We start from the raw sequence: 17522 nt of genomic DNA on the forward strand, positions 1-17522 counted from the left end.
TGCGATAATTCATAGGTGCCCCGCTACAGCTTCACCTCCAAGTCGTATCGCTCCGCGGCGATCGTGCTGCGGACGCACAAGCTGGGCGAGGCGGACCGCATCGTCATCCTGCTCACCCCCAGCAACGGCCAGGTCCGGGCCGTCGCCAAGGGCGTCCGGCGGACGAGCTCCAAGCTCGGGGCCACGCTGGAGCCCTTCATGCTGGTCGAGGCGCAGCTCAGCCGTGGCCGGACCCTGGACATCGTCACCCAGGCGCAGCTGAAGTCGCCGTACGGGCACGCCCTCTCGCAGGACTACGCGCGCTTCACAGCGGCCAGCGCGATGGCCGACGTCGCCGAGCGGCTCTCCGCGGACGAGCCGGACACGGCCGCCCAGTACCGCCTGCTCCACGGAGCCCTCGCGGCCCTCGCCCGCGGCGACGTCGACCCGGTCCTGCTGCTGGACTCCTATCTCCTGCGCTCGCTGGCGACGGCCGGCTGGGCACCCAGCTTCTCGGCCTGCGTCCGCTGCGGCGCACCGGGGCCCCATCAGGCGGTCAACATCCCGCTCGGCGGCGCCGTCTGCCACGCGTGCCGCCCGGCCGGCTCGATGTCACCGGCGCCGGAGGCGATGGCCCTGCTCGACGCACTGCTCCGCGGCGACTGGGCCACCGCCGAGGCGAGTGAGGGGCCGGCCCGCCGGGAGGCGGCCAACGTTGTGGCAGGATACGTCCAGTGGCACCTGGAACGGGTCGTCAAGTCGCTCAAACTCGTCGAAAGATCGTAATGGCCGGATTCTCGCAGCGCTCCTCCAGCAGTACCTCCGGCCTGGCCGGGTCGCGGCGTGGCCGGCCCGCCCCGGAGCGCCCGGCACCGCACCCCAGCGGGGCGACCCCGCCGCCGATCCCGTCGGAGCTCGTCCCGCGGCACGTCGCGATCGTGATGGACGGCAACGGCCGCTGGGCCAACCAGCGGGGCCTGCCCCGCACCGAGGGCCACCGCGCGGGGGAGGCCGCCCTGCTCGACGTCGTCGCCGGGGCGGTGGAGATGGGAGTCGAGTACGTCTCCGTCTACGCGTTCTCCACGGAGAACTGGCGCCGCAGCCCGGACGAGGTCCGCTTCCTCATGGGATTCTCCCGGCAGGTCCTGCGCAACCGCAGGGACCAGCTGGACCGATGGGGCGTGCGGGTCAAGTGGTCCGGCCGCACCCCGCGGCTGTGGCGCAGCGTCATCAACGAGCTGAAGGCCGCCGAGGAGCTGACAGCCGGGAACGAGGTGTGCCAGCTGACCATGTGCGTGAACTACGGTGGCCGCGCCGAGGTCACGGATGCCGTCCGGAGCATCGCCGCCGACGTCGAGGCCGGCCGGCTGAAACCGGGCGGCATCACTGAGCGGACCATCGGCCGCTACCTCTATGCGCCGGAGCTGCCGGACGTCGACCTCTTCCTGCGCAGCTCCGGCGAGCAGCGCACGTCCAACTTCATGCTGTGGCAGTCCGCGTACGCCGAGATGGTCTTCCTCGACGTCCTCTGGCCGGACGTGGACCGGCGGACGCTCTGGCGCGCCATCGAGATCTACGCCCGTCGCGACCGCCGCTACGGGGGAGCGGTGGACGCTCCGGTCAGTCCGTCGTCCGAAGGCCGCTGACGTAACCGCCGACCCAGCGCCGGACGGCGTCGTAGGCGAACCTGCGGGGCTCCTCCTGCGACGTGAACACGTCGTGCATCCCACGATCCACGCTCACCACCGTGACTTCGGGGCCGAGCTTCAGGGCGCGCTGGCGGGTCAGGTCGACGTCGAGCACCGAGTCCGCCTCCAGGTGGTCCGGCTTGAAGTGGGTGCTGATCAGCGTGCGCCGACTGGTCAACACCAGGACCGGAGCCCGGACGTCCAGCCCGGCGGCGACCCGGGCATGGCCCTCGAGGATCCCGGCCATCCAGCCGGCTCGGATCGGGAAGGCGAAGCGCGGCCGCCACCGCGGATGCAGGTCCCACTGCCCCTGACCCGAGCTGCTCAGGGACTGCCAGTAGAAATCGACCTCGGGCAGGCGCACGCGGGCCTTGGGGCGCCGCCGCGCGACCGGCTCGAGGAGGCCGGTCGCCGCCAGCCGCATCACCCAGCTGCCCTGGAACTCCAGCCAGGGCGAATTGAGGATCAACGCGTGGACGGCTCCCGGGTTGCGGTGGGCCCACAGCGAGGCGATCAGGCCGCCGGTGGAGTGGGCGACCACGACGATCCGCTCGGTCGGCGCCTCCCGACGGATGAGCTCCAGCGCCCCCTCGAGGTCGGCGTCGTAGTCCTCCAGACGCTCCATGTAGCCCGGCGTCTGCCAGGGCCGGAGGCTCCGCCCGTAGCGATGCAGGTCCAACGCGTAGAACCGGGCTCCCAGCCGGTCCCAGAACTCGGCCATCGGGGCGTTGTAGAAGTAGTCGCTCCATCCGTGGAGGTACAGGACGGCGGTGCGCGGAGGACCCTGGGTCGCGGGCACCTGGGCCCGCCCGGCTTCCTGATCGCCTCGGGCGCCGTGCCCGGTGGCGCGGGGCCGGCCGGCTGCCCAGCTCCGCCACGTGTCGGAGACCGTGTCCAGGAGTCGCTCGATGCGCCGCCCGACCCCGGGGCCCGGCACCGAGCGGACCGTGTCCGAGGGGGCGGCGGCCTCCGCCGCCGGCGCGCCGTCCCACGACGGTTCGGGCCGATAGCGCACCAGCGAGGCGTACAGCGCGGTGTCCGTCGTCTGCGGATCCGCCTCGTCGTCGTCCCCGACCCGGAAGTTCGTGTACTCGAAGCCCGCGCCGAGCACGTCCGGACGCCACTGGCCGGGCGGGACGGTGGCCGCGTAGTCCTCGGACTCCGCCGGGTCCGGCACATCGGCCTGCTGCGGGTATCGCTGCGCGGCCGCGTGCTTGGAAGACATGGGACGAGCATAGCGATTCGCCCGCGCGGCTCCCGGTGGGCGAAAATACAACCCATGCGCATCTATCCCGCCGTCTTCCGGCTCGTCTTCACCCGCATGGACCCGGAGACCGCCCACCGCCTCGCCTTCCACGCCGTCCGCCTGGCCGAACGCGCGCGACTCTCCTCCGTGTACCGCGGGCGCGTCCGGCCGGCACCGCAGTTGGCGCGGACCGTCATGGGCCTCGACTTCCCCTCCCCGTTCGGTCTGGCCGCCGGGTTCGACAAGGAGGGCCACGGGGTCGCCGCGCTGTGCGATCTGGGCTTCGGCCACGTCGAGGTCGGCACCATCACCGGGCAGGCGCAGCCGGGCAACCCGAGGCCGCGCCTGTTCCGCCTCGTGGACGACCGTGCGGTGATCAACCGGATGGGATTCAACAACGACGGCGCCGCGGCGGTCGCGCCGCGGGTCGCCGCGGTCCGCGAGGTCCTCGGACGCCGCTTCGGCCGGCGCCGCCCGATCGTGGGCGTGAACATCGGCAAGACGAAGGCCGTCGAGCTCGAGGACGCCGTCGAGGACTATCGCGTCAGCACCCGGCTGCTCGCCCCCCACGCCGACTACCTGGTGGTGAACGTCAGCTCCCCGAACACGCCGGGGCTCCGGCTGCTGCAGAGCGTCGACACGCTGAGGCCCCTGCTGACCGCCGTGCGCGAGGAGTCCGCCGCGGCCGCCGGCCGGACCGTGCCGCTGCTCGTCAAGATCGCCCCGGATCTCAGCGACGAGGACGTCTCCGACGTCGCCGCACTGGTGCGGGACCTCCGTCTCGACGGGGTGGTGGCGACCAACACCACCATCGGGCGCGACGGGCTGCGCGCCGACCCCGCGCGGGTCGAGGAGATCGGTGCAGGCGGCCTGTCCGGGGCGCCGCTGAAGAAGCGGTCGCTCGAGGTGCTCCGCCGTCTCCGCTCCGAGCTCGGCAGCGACGTCGCCGTCATCTCGGTCGGCGGGGTCGAGTCCGGGGCGGACGTCCTCGAGCGCATCCGCGCCGGCGCCGACCTGGTGCAGGGGTACACGGCCTTCCTCTACGAGGGTCCGCTCTGGGCGGCGCGGATCAACCGCTACCTCGCCGAGCACCTCCCGGTCCGACCGGTCTAGACACTAGGGAGTGAGGGCTCGGCTCCAGGACTCCGGAAGGCCCGGCACAGCAGAAACGACGGCGGCTCCCCCTCCGCGCCGGTGAGCGCGGGCGGGGAGCCGCCGTCGTCTGTCGATCCACCGGAGCCGGCCGCCGGCCCTTCGCGGGGGCGGGAGCGGCACCGGCTGCCCGACTCAGTCGCGGGGCGCCCCGCCGCGCTTGACCATGGGCTTGGGCAGACGCATCTTGCGGAACTGCAGCCCCCGCATCGCTGCGTACCAGAGGACGCCGCGCTCGCTCTCGCCGAATTCCGCGACCAGGCGCTTCTTCAGCTGGCGGGTCATGATGAACGCATCCAGGATCGTCACGAGCAGGACCACCCAGAGCGCGATGGTCACGTTGGCCTGCACCGCCAGATTGTCGACGAAGGCGAAGGACACGATCAGGAAGGCGAAGATGATGATCATCAGGAACTCGCCGATCATCCAGCGTGCGTCCACGAAATCGCGCGCGAACCGCTTCTGCGGACCCTTGTCGCGCGGCATCATGTAGCGATCGTCACCGGTCTCGTTGGCCAGGCGGAGCCGCTCCTGGGCCTCGATGCGGCGCTGCCGCTCCAGCTCGCGGCGCTCCTTCTTGTCCGAGGAGACCAGGGGCCGCTTGTTGCGGGCGACCTGCTCGCTGCGCCGCGGCGTCGGGGCGCCCTTGCCCCCACTCGGCGGCTCGTTCGATGCCGGGGCTTCAGCGGCCGTGGGCTCGGCTGTGACCTTGTTCCTATTGCGTCCAAACACCCCAGAAGTCTAGCGGCACCGGAGCGTGAGGTAGAAAACAGCCGGGCGCGAGCGGGGATAGTCTGAAGCCATGACTTCGTACAATCACGTCGACGTGGCAGCCATCGCCGCACGCGTCGAGCAGGAATTCCAGCAGACCGTCGCGGAGCTCAAGGAGCTGGTCGCGATCCCGGGCATCGCGTGGGAGGCGTTCGACGCCCGCGAGCTCGACCGCAGCGCCGAGGCGGTGCGGGAGCTGATCCGGACCACCGGCATCAAGGACGTCCGTGTCCTCACCGCGCCCACGCCCTCGGGAGTCGCGGGCAGTCCGGCCGTCGTCGCGCGTCGCCCCGCCGCGCCGGGCAAGCCCACCGTCCTGCTCTATGCGCACCACGACGTGCAGCCGCCGGGGGACCCGGCGCTCTGGAACACGCCCGCCTTCGAGGCCACCGAGATCGACGGGCGGCTCTACGGGCGAGGCGCGGCGGACGACAAGGCCGGGATCATGGCCCACGTCGCCGGGCTGCGCGCGGTGCTGGACGTCGTCGAGGACTTCGGGGTCGGCGTCACCTTCTTCATCGAGGGGGAGGAGGAGCACGGCTCGCCGAGCTTCCGGAACTTCCTGGAGGAGTACCGGGACCTGCTGGCGGCCGACGTCATCGTCGTCGCGGACTCGAGCAACTGGCGGATCGGCACGCCTGCGCTCACCACCAGCCTGCGGGGGATGACTGCCGCCGAGATCGAGGTCCGGGTGCTGGACCACGCGGTCCACTCCGGCATGTTCGGCGGCCCCGTGCTGGATGCGCCGACCATCGCCGGCCGTCTCATCTCCACCTTCCACGACGCCGACGGCAGCGTCGCCATCCCCGGCCTCGTCGCGGAGGAGAACGCGACCGTCGACTACCCCGAGGTGGACTTCCGCCGCGACGCCTCGACGGTGGACGGGCTGCGTCTCGCGGGGACCGGGCCGCTCACCGACCGGCTCTGGAACAAGCCCGCACTGTCGGTCATCGGGATGGACATCCCGACCGTCGCGGTCTCCTCCAACACCCTCGTCCCCGTCACGCGGTTCAAGGTCAGTCTCCGCCTCGCGCCCGGGCAGGACGCCGAGGCGGCGGGCGAGGCCCTGCGCCGCCACGTCGAGCAGCAGGACCTCTTCGGAGCGGCCGTCACGGTGGAGGTGACGGAGCGGGGGAGCGCCTTCTCCACGGACACGACGACGCCGGCCGCCCAGGCGTGCCTCTGGGCCCTCGAGCATGCGTGGGGGACCTCGGCGGTGGAGACGGGCATCGGTGGCTCGATCCCGTTCATCGCCGATCTGACCGAAGTCTTCCCGGAGGCCTCGATCCTGGTGACCGGCGTCGAGGACCCCGACTCGCGAGCGCACAGCGCGAACGAGTCCCTGCACCTGGGCGAGTTCCAGCGGGCGGTCACGGCGGAAGCACTGCTGCTGGCCCGCCTGGACGCGGCGGACGCCGGGCCGACGACGGCTTGATCCCCGGCGTAGAATGGACGTCGAAGGGAACCCGGCAGCAACGCCGGCACCCGACACCATCAATGGAGGACTGATTATGACCACCACCGCAAACGAGGCCGCGGCGGACGCGACCGAGATGCCGACCCACGGCGTCGAGCTCTCCGATGTCGCCGCCGAGAAGGTGCGCAGCCTGCTGGAGCAGGAAGGGCGCACCGACCTCCGACTGCGCGTCGCCGTACAGCCGGGCGGTTGTTCGGGCCTCATCTACCAGCTCTACTTCGACGAGCGCATCCTCGACGGCGACGCCGTGCGCGACTTTGACGGCGTCGAGGTCGTCATCGACAAGATGAGCGTGCCGTACCTCAACGGGGCCTCCATCGACTTCGAGGACACCATCTCGAAGCAGGGGTTCACGATCGACAACCCGAATGCGGGCGGGTCCTGCGCCTGCGGCGACTCGTTCCACTGAGCCGCCCCGCACAGCGACCAGAACAGCACTGAAACTCCGGCGTGACCTCGGATTGGCGACATATCCGGGCCGCCGGAGTTTCTTTCTGCAAAGACGGCCCTCACGCGGTAAGCTCTACAGCGAGTAGTAGAACTAGGCTTCCTTCGTGCGTGCCCTCATCCGGCGTCGGATGGACGGGTCCAGACGAAGAATCATTCAGCACTAAAACAAAGAGGAAGGGCCGTCTGTGAGTTCGCAAGACCGAACCAACAGCCGCCGGCGGACAAGGACCCAGGTCCTGGCGCTCGCCGCGACGGGTGCGCTGTTGTTGACGGGGTGTTCGGAGCAAGCCCAGCGGGGCTGGCTGCCGAACGAGGATCGTGACACCACCAATCACACCGGGATGCTGCAGGATCTCTGGGTCAACTCCTGGATCGCAGCGCTCGCCATCGGCCTTCTGACGTGGGCGCTGATCATCTGGTGCATCGTCGCCTACCGTCGTCGCAAGAACGACACCGGTTACCCGCGCCAGCTCAGCTACAACCTGCCGCTGGAGATCTTCTACACGGGCGTGCCGCTGATGCTGGTCCTGACGCTCTTCTTCTTCTCCGACAACACCCAGCGGACCGTCAACGAGCCCGTCGACTCGCCGCTCGTCGTCGACGTCCGCGCCAAGCAGTGGGCGTGGGACTTCAACTACTCGTACGAGGGCCAGGAGAACTACTTCGCCGGCAAGCAGGCCCACCTCACCGGCGAGACCGGCGTGGAGGAGGAGCTCCCGACGCTGTACCTGCCCGTCGATGTGCCGGTGGAGTTCCAGCTCAACAGCCGCGACGTCATCCACAGCTTCTGGATCCCGGCCTTCCTGCAGAAGCTGGACATGATCCCTGGACGTACCAACTACATCCACCTCACCCCCCAGGTGGAGGGGACGTTCCAGGGCAAGTGCACCGAGCTCTGCGGTGAATACCACTCCGAGATGCTCTTCAATGTCGAGGTCGTCTCCGAGGCCGAGTTCACGGACTACCTGGCCACGCTCCCCGAGGGCCACCTCGGCGAGGAATACGACCGGAAGCCCGACGAGATCGCCCGGCTGTCCAGCCACGGCGAAGGGGAGTAGGACCAATGACCACCTACGAATACGCCACGGACGAGGCCAAGTCCCTCGCGCCGCGAGTCGTCCCGGTGTCCAAGGGACGCATCGTCGTCAACTGGATCACGTCGACGGACCACAAGACCATCGGGTACATGTACCTGATCGCCTCGTTCATGTTCTTCTGCATCGGCGGCGTCATGGCGCTGCTGATCCGCGCCGAACTCTTCGAGCCGGGCATGAACATCCTGCAGACGAAGGAGCAGTACAACCAGCTCTTCACGATGCACGGCACGATCATGCTGCTCATGTTCGCGACACCGCTCTTCGCGGGCTTCGCCAACGTGATCATGCCGCTGCAGATCGGTGCGCCCGACGTCGCGTTCCCGCGTCTGAACGCGCTGGCGTTCTGGTTCTTCCTGTTCGGCTCCTCCATCGCCGTCGCCGGCTACCTCACCCCGCAGGGTGCCGCCTCCTTCGGCTGGTTCGCGTACGCGCCGCTCTCGAGCACCACCTTCAGCCCGGGCGTCGGCGGTGACCTCTGGGTCTTCGGCCTGGCCCTCTCGGGCTTCGGCACGATCCTCGGCGCTGTCAACTTCATCACGACCATCATCTGCCTGCGCGCACCGGGCATGACCATGTGGCGCATGCCGATCTTCACGTGGAACACGCTGATCACGGCGATCCTCGTCCTGATGGCTTTCCCGCCGCTGGCCGCAGCCCTCTTCGGGCTCGGCGCCGACCGCCGCTTCGGCGCGCACATCTTCTCGCCCGACGCCGGCGGACCGGTCCTGTGGCAGCACCTGTTCTGGTTCTTCGGCCACCCAGAGGTCTACATCATCGCCCTGCCGTTCTTCGGCATCGTCTCCGAGATCTTCCCGGTGTTCAGCCGGAAGCCGATCTTCGGCTACAAGGGCCTCGTGTACGCCACCATCTCCATCGCCGCGCTGTCCGTCGCCGTCTGGGCGCACCACATGTACGTGACCGGCGCCGTGCTGCTGCCGTTCTTCGGCTTCATGACGATGCTCATCGCGGTCCCGACCGGTGTGAAGTTCTTCAACTGGATCGGCACGCTCTGGCGCGGTTCGATCACGTTCGAGACCCCGATGCTCTGGAGCATCGGCTTCATGGCGACGTTCCTGTTCGGCGGCCTGACCGGCATCATCCTGTCCGCCCCGCCGCTGGACTTCCACCTCTCGGACACCTACTTCGTGGTGGCGCACTTCCACTACGTGGTGTTCGGCACCGTGGTCTTCGCGATGTTCGCCGGCTTCTACTTCTGGTGGCCGAAGTGGACCGGGCGCATGCTCAACGAGCGCCTGGGCAAGATCCACTTCTGGCTCCTGTTCCTGGGGTTCCACGGGACGTTCCTCATCCAGCACTGGCTCGGTGTCATCGGCATGCCGCGACGCTACGCCGACTACATGGTCGAGGACGGGTTCACCACCATGAACCAGTTCTCCACGGTCTTCGCCTTCGTGCTGGGCGCGTCCATGATCCCGTTCTTCTGGAACGTCTGGGTGACCGCCCGGCATGCCAGGAAGATCGAGGTCGACGACCCTTGGGGCTTCGGCGGTTCGCTCGAGTGGGCCACGTCCTGCCCGCCGCCGCGCCACAACTTCCATTCGATCCCGCGGATCCGCTCTGAGCGCCCGGCGCTCGATCTGCACCACCCGGAGCTGACCGGCCGCTCCACGCCGGACAGCGTGGCGGGGCGGGTCTTCGGTCCGGCCGACCAGAAGGACAAGGGCTAAACCATGAAGATTGAATCCTGGCTGTTTCTGGGCGGCGTCTTCTTCTTCCTCCCCGTCGCGATCGTCTACGGCGTGATGACCGAGTGGAACGAGTGGGTCGGCTTCCCGGCCCTGCTCATGCTGGTCGCCCTGTCCATGATGATCGGCGGCTACCTGCTCTTCACGGCGCGACGCGTGGGCCCGCGCCCCGAGGACCGCCTCGACGGCGAGATCCACGAGAACGCCGGCGTCATCGGCGCCTTCTCGCCCTGGAGCTGGTGGCCGATCTTCCTGGCCGCCGCCTGCGCGATCAGCTTCCTGGGCCTCGCGGTCGGCTGGTGGGTCCTCTACATTGGCGCCGGCTTCGCCGTCGTCGGTGTGATCGGCTGGACCTACGAGTACAGCCGCGGCGACCACGCCCACTAGCACCACGTAGCGCCGCATCGAGCGGGGCGGCGGCTCCCCATCGGGAGCCTGCCGCCCCGCTCTTCGCATCCCCGGACGGAGGAGGACAGCCCCAGTGGCGAAGATCAGGGCCGCCGCCATCAGCGGCGACATCGACGCGGACTCCCGGATGCCCAAGCACCTGCAGCTGCGGGAGATCCTCCATGAGTACGTCCGGTCGGCCTGCAAGCCGGGTGACCTCCTGCCCTCCGAGCGCGAGCTCACGGCACGCTTCGGCGTCGCGCGGATGACGCTCCGCCAGGCGATCGATGCGCTCACCGCTCAGGGGGTCCTGGAGCGTGTGGTCGGGCTGGGCACGTTCGTCGCCCGGCCGAAGATGGACCTCCAGGTCAAACTCACGTCCTACAGCGAGGAGATGCAGCGACGCGGCATGGTGCCCGCGGCGCGTGTGCTCCGCTTCGACGAGGTCCCGGCGGCCGGCGGGCTCGCCCGCGAGATGGAACTGGCCGACGGGACCCCCGTGGTGCGTTTCCGGCGCCTGCTCCTGGCCGACGGGATGCCGATGAGCCTGGACGAGAACTATCTGCCCAAGCACCGCGTACCAGGCTTCCTCGACGAACCGGCGCCCACGAGCCTGTACAGCAGCCTGGAGGAGCGTTACGGCCTGGTCATGGAGTGGGGAGAGGACCAGATCGAGGCCACAGCCGCCACCGCCGGGAACGCACAGCTCCTGGCCGTCGACGTCGGCTCGCCCCTCCTGAAGATCCAGCGGCACGCGTATGTGCGCAGAGAGCTCGTCGACTACTCGATCTCCTACTACCGCGCCGACCGCTACAAGCTCTGGGTGCCGCTGCAGCGCCCCGGAGTTCGGCGCACGCCGGGGCAGGAGCACCCGCAGTAGGCGAGCGGCCTGCCATGGCGCGGGGGAGCCGTTCGTTCCGCAGGGCCCTCAGCGGGTCGCGTCGATCCAGCGCTCGAGCGCGCCTGCGGCCGCCCCGGAGTCGATGGACTCCTCCGCCCGACGCAGGGCCGCCGCCAGACGCGTCTCCAGCGGTCCCTGCGCGGCGTCGTCGTACGCGAGGAGGCCCGCGGCCGCGTTGAGCACGACGGCGTCCCTCACGGGGCCTCTGGCGCCCTCCAGGACCCGTCGGACCACCTGGGCGTTGAAGGCCGAGTCGCCGCCGCGCAGATCCTCGATCGTCACTCGTCCCAGGCCGAGCTCCCGGGGGTCGAGCGTCGACTCGGTGACCTCCCCGGAACGGACCTCCCAGACGCGGTTGCCCGACGTCGTCGTCAGCTCGTCGAGCCCGTCGTCGCCACGGAAGACCAGACCTCGACGGCCCCGCGAGGCGAGGACGCCGGCGATCAACGGTGCCATGCGGGTATCGGCGCAGCCGATCGCCGACGCCGTGGGGTTGGCCGGGTTCGTGAGCGGGCCGAGGAAGTTGAAGACCGTGGCCGTGCCGAGCTCGCGGCGGGGGACTGCCGCGAAGCGCATCGACGGGTGGAAGACCTGCGCGAAGCAGAACGTGATGCCGGCGGCGTCCAGGACGCCCGCCAGGGCCTCGACCGGGACGTCCAGGCGCACTCCGAGGGCCTCCAGGACGTCAGCCGACCCCGAGGCGGAGGAGGAGGCACGATTGCCGTGCTTGACGACGCGCGCGCCGGCCCCGGCACTGACGAGCGCCGCCATCGTGGAGATGTTCACCGTGTTCTGCCGGTCGCCGCCGGTGCCGACGATGTCGAGCTTCTCGCCCGGGATCTCCAGCGGTCGGGCGACGCCGAGCATAGACTCGACCAGGCCCGCGAGCTCCTCCACCGTCTCGCCCTTGGCACGGAGCGCCACGAGGAAGCCGGCCACCCTCACGTCGGAGGTGTTGCCGGCCATGATCTCGCTCATCGCCCACGCCGCGTCGGCCTGGGAGAGGTCCTGTCCGGCGAGCAGCGAGGAGAGGATCGACGGCCAGTTTCGGAACTCTGGGGCGGCGCTGAACGTTGACACGCCAACAGGTTATCTACGTTTTGTAGAAAGCGCGCAAATGTTTCTGCCCCGTCATTCCGCGGATGTAGCGCCTGACCGGCGGAAAAACGGGGCTGTCGGGCCCTGCCGCATTGGTGCGGAGGCCCTCCGGATAGGCATAATGGGGCTGTGACAACTGCGACTCATGCCCTCAATGCCCCGGTGCACGCTGCACCGAACCGTCCCAACATGGTGTCGGTGGGAACTGTCGTCTGGCTTGCCAGCGAGCTGATGTTCTTCGCCGCGCTCTTCGCCATGTACTTCTCGCTGCGCGCAGCAGTGCCCGAACTGTGGGCGACCGAGAGCGCCAAGCTCAACGTCCCGTTCGCTCTGATCAACACGATCATCCTCGTCTCGAGCTCCTTCTCCTGCCAGTTCGGCGTCTTCGCCGCTGAGAACCTTCAGCCGCGCCGCACCGGTGGACTGATGAACCTCAAGAAGTGGGGCATGGTCGAGTGGTTCATCCTCACGTTCATCCTGGGCGCCATCTTCGTCTCGGTTCAGGCGTACGAGTACACCGAGCTGGTGCACCACGGCGTCTCGCTGAGCTCCAACGCGTACGGCTCGGCGTTCTACATGACCACCGGCTTCCACGGCCTGCACGTGACCGGCGGCCTCATCGCCTTCCTGCTGATCATCGGCCGCGCGTACATCGCGAAGAAGTTCGGTCACTTCGAGGCCACCTCGGCGATCGTGACGTCCTACTACTGGCACTTCGTCGACGTTGTCTGGATCGCGCTGTTCGCGATCATCTACTTCCTGAAGTAGCCGGCCCCGGCCTCCCGGCCGGACACGCTCCACCAACTTCCAAGAAAATTTAGTGAGGAACCAGCAAGTGAAGGCACTTTCGCAAAAGCGCCGGCATCCGCTCGCCGCTGTAGCGCTGCTCCTGATGGGTCTGCTTGTCACCGGTGGCCTGTACGCCGCCGCCAGCAGCGTCAATGAGGCGCAGGCCGCCAGCGCCTACAGCGCGAGCGACGTCGAGGAGGGCAACAAGCTCTTCCTCGCCAACTGCGCCACCTGCCACGGCCTGAACGCCGAGGGCACGGACTCTGGTCCCTCGCTGATCGGTGTGGGTGCCGCGTCGGTCGACTTCCAGGTCGGCACCGGCCGTATGCCGATGCAGATGCAGGGCCCGCAGGCGCAGGCCAAGCCGGTCCAGTTCGACGAAGAACAGACTCGCCAGCTCGCCGCGTACGTCGCGTCCCTCGCTCCCGGCCCCGCAGTGCCGGAAGCCGAGTGGCTCGACGCCAGCCTGGGCAATTCGGCCGAGGGCGGGGAGATCTTCCGCGTCAACTGCGCCATGTGCCACAACGCTGTCGGCGCCGGCGGTGCGCTGACCCGGGGCAAATTCGCCCCGTCGCTGGGCGGCGTCTCGGAGAAGCACATCTACGAGGCCATGGCCACTGGTCCCCAGAACATGCCGGTCTTCAACGACTCGAACATCACCCCCGAGGACAAGCGCGACGTGATCACGTTCCTCAAGGAAGTCGAGGCGAACGGCTCGCCAGGCGGTGCCCAGCTGGGCTCGCTCGGGCCGGTTTCCGAGGGCCTCTTCGTGTGGACCGCCGGCCTGGGCATCATCATCGCCTTCACCATCTGGCTGACCTCGCGTCCCTCCTGAGCCGTGGCGACGGGCCTAAGCGCCGCCTCACTACGTACCGAGAACATTTTTGAGATAAAGGATGAGAGACAACATGGGCGACCAGAGTCACGGCAGTCCGCAGGGAGCGGGTGCCGTCGCTAAGGCTCAGGCCGGCTCCGTGGACACGATCCAGGATCCGGGCCTTCCGCCGCACCGACCCCGTTTGACGGATACTGAGCCGCGGGCTGCCAAGCGAGCAGAGCGCCAGGTCGGCATTCTGTTCGCGATCTCCATGATCGGGACGATCCTGTTCCTCGTCGGCTACTTCGCCGTCGGGCACCCGGAGTCGATCGCCGAGACGCGACTGCAGAACATGCTGCTGGGCCTCGGCACGGCCTTCGCCATGCTGGGCATCGGCGTGGGCATCGTCCACTGGGCCCGTACCCTGATGCCCGATCACGAGATCGCCGAGTCCCGGCACGAGGTGCGTACCGAGGAGGACCGCCGCGACGCCGAGGAGATCATCGACACGGTTCTCGAGGAGTCCGGCATCAAGCGCCGCCCCCTGATCCGCAACACCTTGATCGGTGCGATCGCGCTGGCACCGCTGCCCGCGCTGTTCATCCTCCGCGACCTGGACCTCACGAAAGCCTCCGCCGGTGAGATCGTCGAGCGCCTGCGCCACACCGCCTGGGACGAAGGCGTCCGCCTGACCCGCGACCCCGTCGGCACGCCGATCAAGGCCTCCGACGTCCAGATCGGCTCCGCCTTCCACGTGATCCCCGAGGGTCTCAACGAACTCGAGGATCCGCTGAACGAGAAGGCCAAGGCCGTCGTCCTCCTGATGCGCCTGAACCCGGAGGATCTGAACATCTCGCCCGAGCGCGAGGACTGGCACTACGACGGCATCGTCGCCTACTCCAAGATCTGCACGCACGTCGGCTGCCCCGTGGCCCTCTACGAGCAGCACACGCACCACCTGCTGTGCCCGTGCCACCAGTCGACCTTCGACCTCACCGAGGAGTGCAAGGTCATCTTCGGCCCGGCCGCGCATCCGCTGCCTCAGCTGCCGATCACTGTGGACGACGAGGGCTACCTCGTCGCGCGCAGCGATTTCCATGAACCTGTCGGACCCGGCTACTGGGAGCGTGGTTAATCCTCATGAGCACCCCTTCACATCAGTACCGGCCGGCGACCCGGACGGGTCGTATCGCGGACTTCGTCGACCAGCGCGTCGGCGCGTCCGGCATGGTCAAGGAGTTCGGCCGCAAGATCTTCCCGGACCACTGGTCCTTCATGTTCGGCGAGGTGGCGCTGTACACCTTCGTCATCCTCCTGATCTCAGGGACGTTCCTCACGCTGTTCTTCGATCCGTCGATGGCGCACACGACGTACACGGGCTCCTACGATCCGCTGAAGGGCGTCGGCATGTCCGTCGCCTACCACACCGCCCTGGACCTGAGCTTCGACATCCGCGGCGGCCTCTTCATGCGCCAGCTCCACCACTGGTCGGCGCTGCTGTTCGTCGCTGCCGTCTCCGTGCACATGCTGCGCGTCTTCTTCACGGGCGCCTTCCGCAAGCCGCGCGAGCTGAACTGGGTCGTCGGCGGCGTGCTGCTGGTCCTGGCGATGGCCGCCGGCTTCACCGGCTACTCGCTTCCGGACGACCTGCTCTCCGGTAACGGCCTGCGGATCATCGACGGCATCATCAAGGCGATCCCGGTCGTCGGCACCTACGTCTCGGCGTTCATGTTCGGCGGCGAATTCCCCGGCACCGCGATCGTCGGCCGTCTCTACATGCTGCACATCATGCTGATCCCCGCCCTGATCCTGCTCATGGTCGCGGTGCACCTCTTCATGGTCGTCGTGCACAAGCACACGCAGTGGGCCGGTCCGGGTCGCACCGAGGACAACGTCGTCGGCTTCCCGGTGGGCCCGGTCTACGCTGCCAAGGCCGGTGGATTCTTCTTCATCGTCTACGGCGTGGTCGGTCTGATCTCCGGGTTCTTCACCATCAACCCGATCTGGAACTACGGCCCGTACGACCCGTCGCCGGTGTCCGCGGGTACGCAGCCCGACTGGTACATCGGCTGGGCTGACGGCGCGCTCCGACTGATGCCGGGCATGCTGGGCGACTTCAGCTTCGACTGGATCATCCCGTTCCCGTGGGGTGACAACACCCTGGCCATGGGTGTCCTGGTTCCCGCGCTAGTCCTGGTGGGCCTGCTCGGCGCCATGTTCGCGTGGCCGTGGGTCGAACGCTGGGTCACCAAGGACGACCGCGAGCACCACCTGCTCGACCGTCCGCGCAACGCCCCGTTCCGCACGGGCGTCGGCGTCGCCGGCGTGGTCTTCTACTGCGTGCTCTGGGCCGCGGCTTCGTCCGACCTCATCGCAACGCACTTCCACGTCGCGCTCAACGACGTCACCTACTGGCTCCGGACGCTCTTCTTCCTGGGTCCGATCCTCGGGTTCATCGTCGCCCGCCGCATCGCCCTGGCGCTCCAGCGCAAGGACCGCGAGATCGTCCTGCATGGCCGTGAGGCCGGCATCATCGAGATGTCCCCGGAGGGCGCCTTCTCCGAGCGCCACGAGCAGATCGACGACTACAAGCTCTACAAGCTCACGTCGTTCGAGTCGTACGAGGTGCTGCCGCCGCAGGCCGACCGGGCCGGACACGTCAGCCGCTCGGAGAAGCTCCGCGGCAAGGTCTCGAAGTTCTTCTTCGAGGACCGTGTGGCACCAGTGACGCGCGCCGAGCTCGAAGAGGCACGGTCGCACCACGGTCACCACGCCGTGGCCGCGGGGTCTCACGAGGAGCTCGGCCAGTAGTCCGAGGCTCCACGGCACGGAGAAGGCGGTGGGCGGCCGGGTCTAGAACCCGGCTGCCCACCGCCTTCGTCGTCCCGCGGTTCGAGTGACCGGTGGATAAGCTCCCCGGCGCTGGACCTCGGCGGGGGGAGTGGTGGCTCCGCCGGGCGACCCTCTCGGGCATCGCAGGCACGGGGCAGCTGCGGCCATGGCTCGGCCGGGCAGTCTGGGAGACAGGCAAGGGGGCGTTCCGCCGTGATGCGGCGGAACGCCCCCTTGCCTCGTGGGACGAGGACTGGACGGACGCCGAGCGTCCGTCGTTCGGCAGCGGGAGTGCGTTACTCGAGCCCGAGGGAGAAGGCAGCATCCAAGTCGTGCTGCGAGAAGGCACGGAAGGCAAGGTGCGTCGTGGTCTCCACGACGCCGTTGGCCTTGTTCACCCGGTTGGAAATCACCTCGGCCAGATTCTCATAGTGACGGATCCTGACAATGGCGATAAGGTCCCAGTCGCCGGAGACGGAGTAGACCTCGCTGACGCCGTCGATCTCCGAGAGCTCCTGAGCACATTCCGGGATGCTGTCGGTCCGGGCCTTGATCATGACAAAAGCGGTAACCATCTCAACCTCGATCTCGTCGGTACCCCGTGTTCGGGGGCGGTTCGTCTCCGCCTATCCTAGGCGTCCGTGCGGGGGAGTGCCCGACGACGAACGGACGTCGGCTCCGCGGATCCACGGCGCAGGGCGAACCCCGAGAGCGCACGCCGGCCGAGGAGGAGGACTCCGAGGGTGATCGCGGCGACGACGATGAACGCGACGGCAGCAGTGTCGCCGAAGAGGAGACGAAGAGAGATGCCGAAGGACACGGTGCCGGCCCAGACCAGCACGCCCTGGGGCCAGAGGCGCGAGTGCGTCCTCGGAAAACGGCTCAGAGCCGACATCGCGAGGAGCGCGATCAGGAACGGGGCCGCCGTGGAGAGGAGGCCCAGCGGGGTCAAGGGTAGGTCGTGCTGCTGTCGTCCCAGCGCCGCGAAACCGACGACGAGTGCGAGATCGACGAGCAGGAGCCAGGCGGAGCGCATGCCTTCAGTCTAGTTGCGACGGCGACGGGTCCGCGGCGCGGGGGAGCAAGACAAACTCAGGGTCTTGTCGGCCGCTATACAAATTGTTATCCTTGT

At 68.5% G+C, this 17522-nt stretch carries 18 protein-coding genes; 13 read left to right on the top strand and 5 right to left on the bottom strand.

The features are described from left to right. Window positions 1-15 precede the first annotated feature (15 nt). Complete coding sequence (recO, locus tag RIN46_RS04535) at window positions 16-765, top strand: DNA repair protein RecO (RefSeq protein WP_309079772.1); 750 nt, start codon at window positions 16-18, stop codon at window positions 763-765. Further along, complete coding sequence (locus RIN46_RS04540) at window positions 765-1625, top strand: isoprenyl transferase (RefSeq protein WP_309079771.1); 861 nt, start codon at window positions 765-767, stop codon at window positions 1623-1625. The genes recO and RIN46_RS04540 overlap by 1 nt, the downstream gene beginning before the upstream one ends. On the opposite strand, the gene RIN46_RS04545 is transcribed toward RIN46_RS04540, so the two are convergent. Beyond that, window positions 1600-2892, bottom strand: coding sequence for an alpha/beta hydrolase (locus RIN46_RS04545; RefSeq protein WP_309079770.1), 1293 nt, complete (start codon window positions 2890-2892; stop codon window positions 1600-1602). The two genes, RIN46_RS04540 and RIN46_RS04545, sit on opposite strands and share 26 nt — an antisense overlap. 54 nt (window positions 2893-2946) lie before the next feature. On the opposite strand from RIN46_RS04545, the gene RIN46_RS04550 reads away from it, so the two are divergent. Beyond that, window positions 2947-4026 carry a quinone-dependent dihydroorotate dehydrogenase gene (locus RIN46_RS04550; RefSeq protein ID WP_309079769.1) on the top strand — a complete coding sequence of 360 codons (1080 nt, stop codon included), beginning with the start codon at window positions 2947-2949 and terminating at the stop codon, window positions 4024-4026. Between the two features lie 174 nt (window positions 4027-4200). Here the strand turns inward: RIN46_RS04550 and RIN46_RS04555 are convergent, their stop codons facing one another. Next, entirely contained in the window at window positions 4201-4797 is a 597-nt protein-coding gene (locus tag RIN46_RS04555; RefSeq protein ID WP_309079768.1) for a DUF3043 domain-containing protein, read from the bottom strand. A 70-nt stretch (window positions 4798-4867) separates the two neighbouring features. On the opposite strand from RIN46_RS04555, the gene RIN46_RS04560 reads away from it, so the two are divergent. The 6 genes from RIN46_RS04560 to RIN46_RS04585 all read left to right on the top strand — a co-directional run bounded on the left by RIN46_RS04560 (window position 4868) and on the right by RIN46_RS04585 (window position 10833). Beyond that, window positions 4868-6271, top strand: coding sequence for a dipeptidase (locus RIN46_RS04560; RefSeq protein WP_309079767.1), 1404 nt, complete (start codon window positions 4868-4870; stop codon window positions 6269-6271). A 76-nt stretch (window positions 6272-6347) separates the two neighbouring features. After that, entirely contained in the window at window positions 6348-6722 is a 375-nt protein-coding gene (locus tag RIN46_RS04565) for an iron-sulfur cluster assembly accessory protein (RefSeq protein ID WP_309079766.1), read from the top strand. A gap of 226 nt (window positions 6723-6948) precedes the next feature. Then, the gene (coxB, locus tag RIN46_RS04570) at window positions 6949-7821 is read left to right on the top strand and encodes a cytochrome c oxidase subunit II (RefSeq protein WP_309079765.1); all 873 of its coding nucleotides are present in this window, start codon (window positions 6949-6951) and stop codon (window positions 7819-7821) included. Window positions 7822-7826: 5 nt separating this feature from the next. Next, window positions 7827-9548 carry a cytochrome c oxidase subunit I gene (ctaD, locus tag RIN46_RS04575; RefSeq protein WP_309079764.1) on the top strand — a complete coding sequence of 574 codons (1722 nt, stop codon included), beginning with the start codon at window positions 7827-7829 and terminating at the stop codon, window positions 9546-9548. A gap of 3 nt (window positions 9549-9551) precedes the next feature. After that, window positions 9552-9953 (top strand): cytochrome c oxidase subunit 4, encoded by a 402-nt coding sequence (locus RIN46_RS04580; RefSeq protein WP_309079763.1) that lies wholly within the window; start codon window positions 9552-9554, stop codon window positions 9951-9953. Between the two features lie 148 nt (window positions 9954-10101). Next, window positions 10102-10833, top strand: coding sequence for a GntR family transcriptional regulator (locus RIN46_RS04585; protein WP_309080118.1), 732 nt, complete (start codon window positions 10102-10104; stop codon window positions 10831-10833). A 48-nt stretch (window positions 10834-10881) separates the two neighbouring features. Here RIN46_RS04585 and trpD read toward each other — a convergent pair whose 3' ends face one another. Further along, complete coding sequence (gene trpD / locus RIN46_RS04590; RefSeq protein WP_309079762.1) at window positions 10882-11934, bottom strand: anthranilate phosphoribosyltransferase; 1053 nt, start codon at window positions 11932-11934, stop codon at window positions 10882-10884. Between the two features lie 147 nt (window positions 11935-12081). On the opposite strand from trpD, the gene RIN46_RS04595 reads away from it, so the two are divergent. From RIN46_RS04595 to RIN46_RS04610, 4 genes are all read left to right on the top strand, one after another. Beyond that, window positions 12082-12720 carry a heme-copper oxidase subunit III gene (locus RIN46_RS04595; protein ID WP_309079761.1) on the top strand — a complete coding sequence of 213 codons (639 nt, stop codon included), beginning with the start codon at window positions 12082-12084 and terminating at the stop codon, window positions 12718-12720. 67 nt (window positions 12721-12787) lie between these two features. Next, window positions 12788-13576 (top strand): c-type cytochrome, encoded by a 789-nt coding sequence (locus RIN46_RS04600; protein WP_309080117.1) that lies wholly within the window; start codon window positions 12788-12790, stop codon window positions 13574-13576. 73 nt (window positions 13577-13649) lie between these two features. Then, complete coding sequence (locus RIN46_RS04605; protein ID WP_309079760.1) at window positions 13650-14693, top strand: Rieske 2Fe-2S domain-containing protein; 1044 nt, start codon at window positions 13650-13652, stop codon at window positions 14691-14693. A 5-nt stretch (window positions 14694-14698) separates the two neighbouring features. Next, window positions 14699-16369, top strand: a complete 1671-nt coding sequence (locus RIN46_RS04610; RefSeq protein WP_309079759.1) for a cytochrome bc complex cytochrome b subunit — start codon at window positions 14699-14701, stop codon at window positions 16367-16369. Between the two features lie 317 nt (window positions 16370-16686). Here RIN46_RS04610 and RIN46_RS04615 read toward each other — a convergent pair whose 3' ends face one another. Continuing rightward, the gene (locus RIN46_RS04615) at window positions 16687-16965 is read right to left on the bottom strand and encodes an Lrp/AsnC ligand binding domain-containing protein (protein WP_309079758.1); all 279 of its coding nucleotides are present in this window, start codon (window positions 16963-16965) and stop codon (window positions 16687-16689) included. Between the two features lie 56 nt (window positions 16966-17021). After that, the gene (locus RIN46_RS04620) at window positions 17022-17426 is read right to left on the bottom strand and encodes a DUF3054 domain-containing protein (protein ID WP_309079757.1); all 405 of its coding nucleotides are present in this window, start codon (window positions 17424-17426) and stop codon (window positions 17022-17024) included. Window positions 17427-17522 lie beyond the last annotated feature (96 nt).

Source organism: Zhihengliuella sp. (genome assembly GCF_031178195.1).
In the GTDB taxonomy this organism is placed as follows: domain Bacteria; phylum Actinomycetota; class Actinomycetes; order Actinomycetales; family Micrococcaceae; genus Zhihengliuella.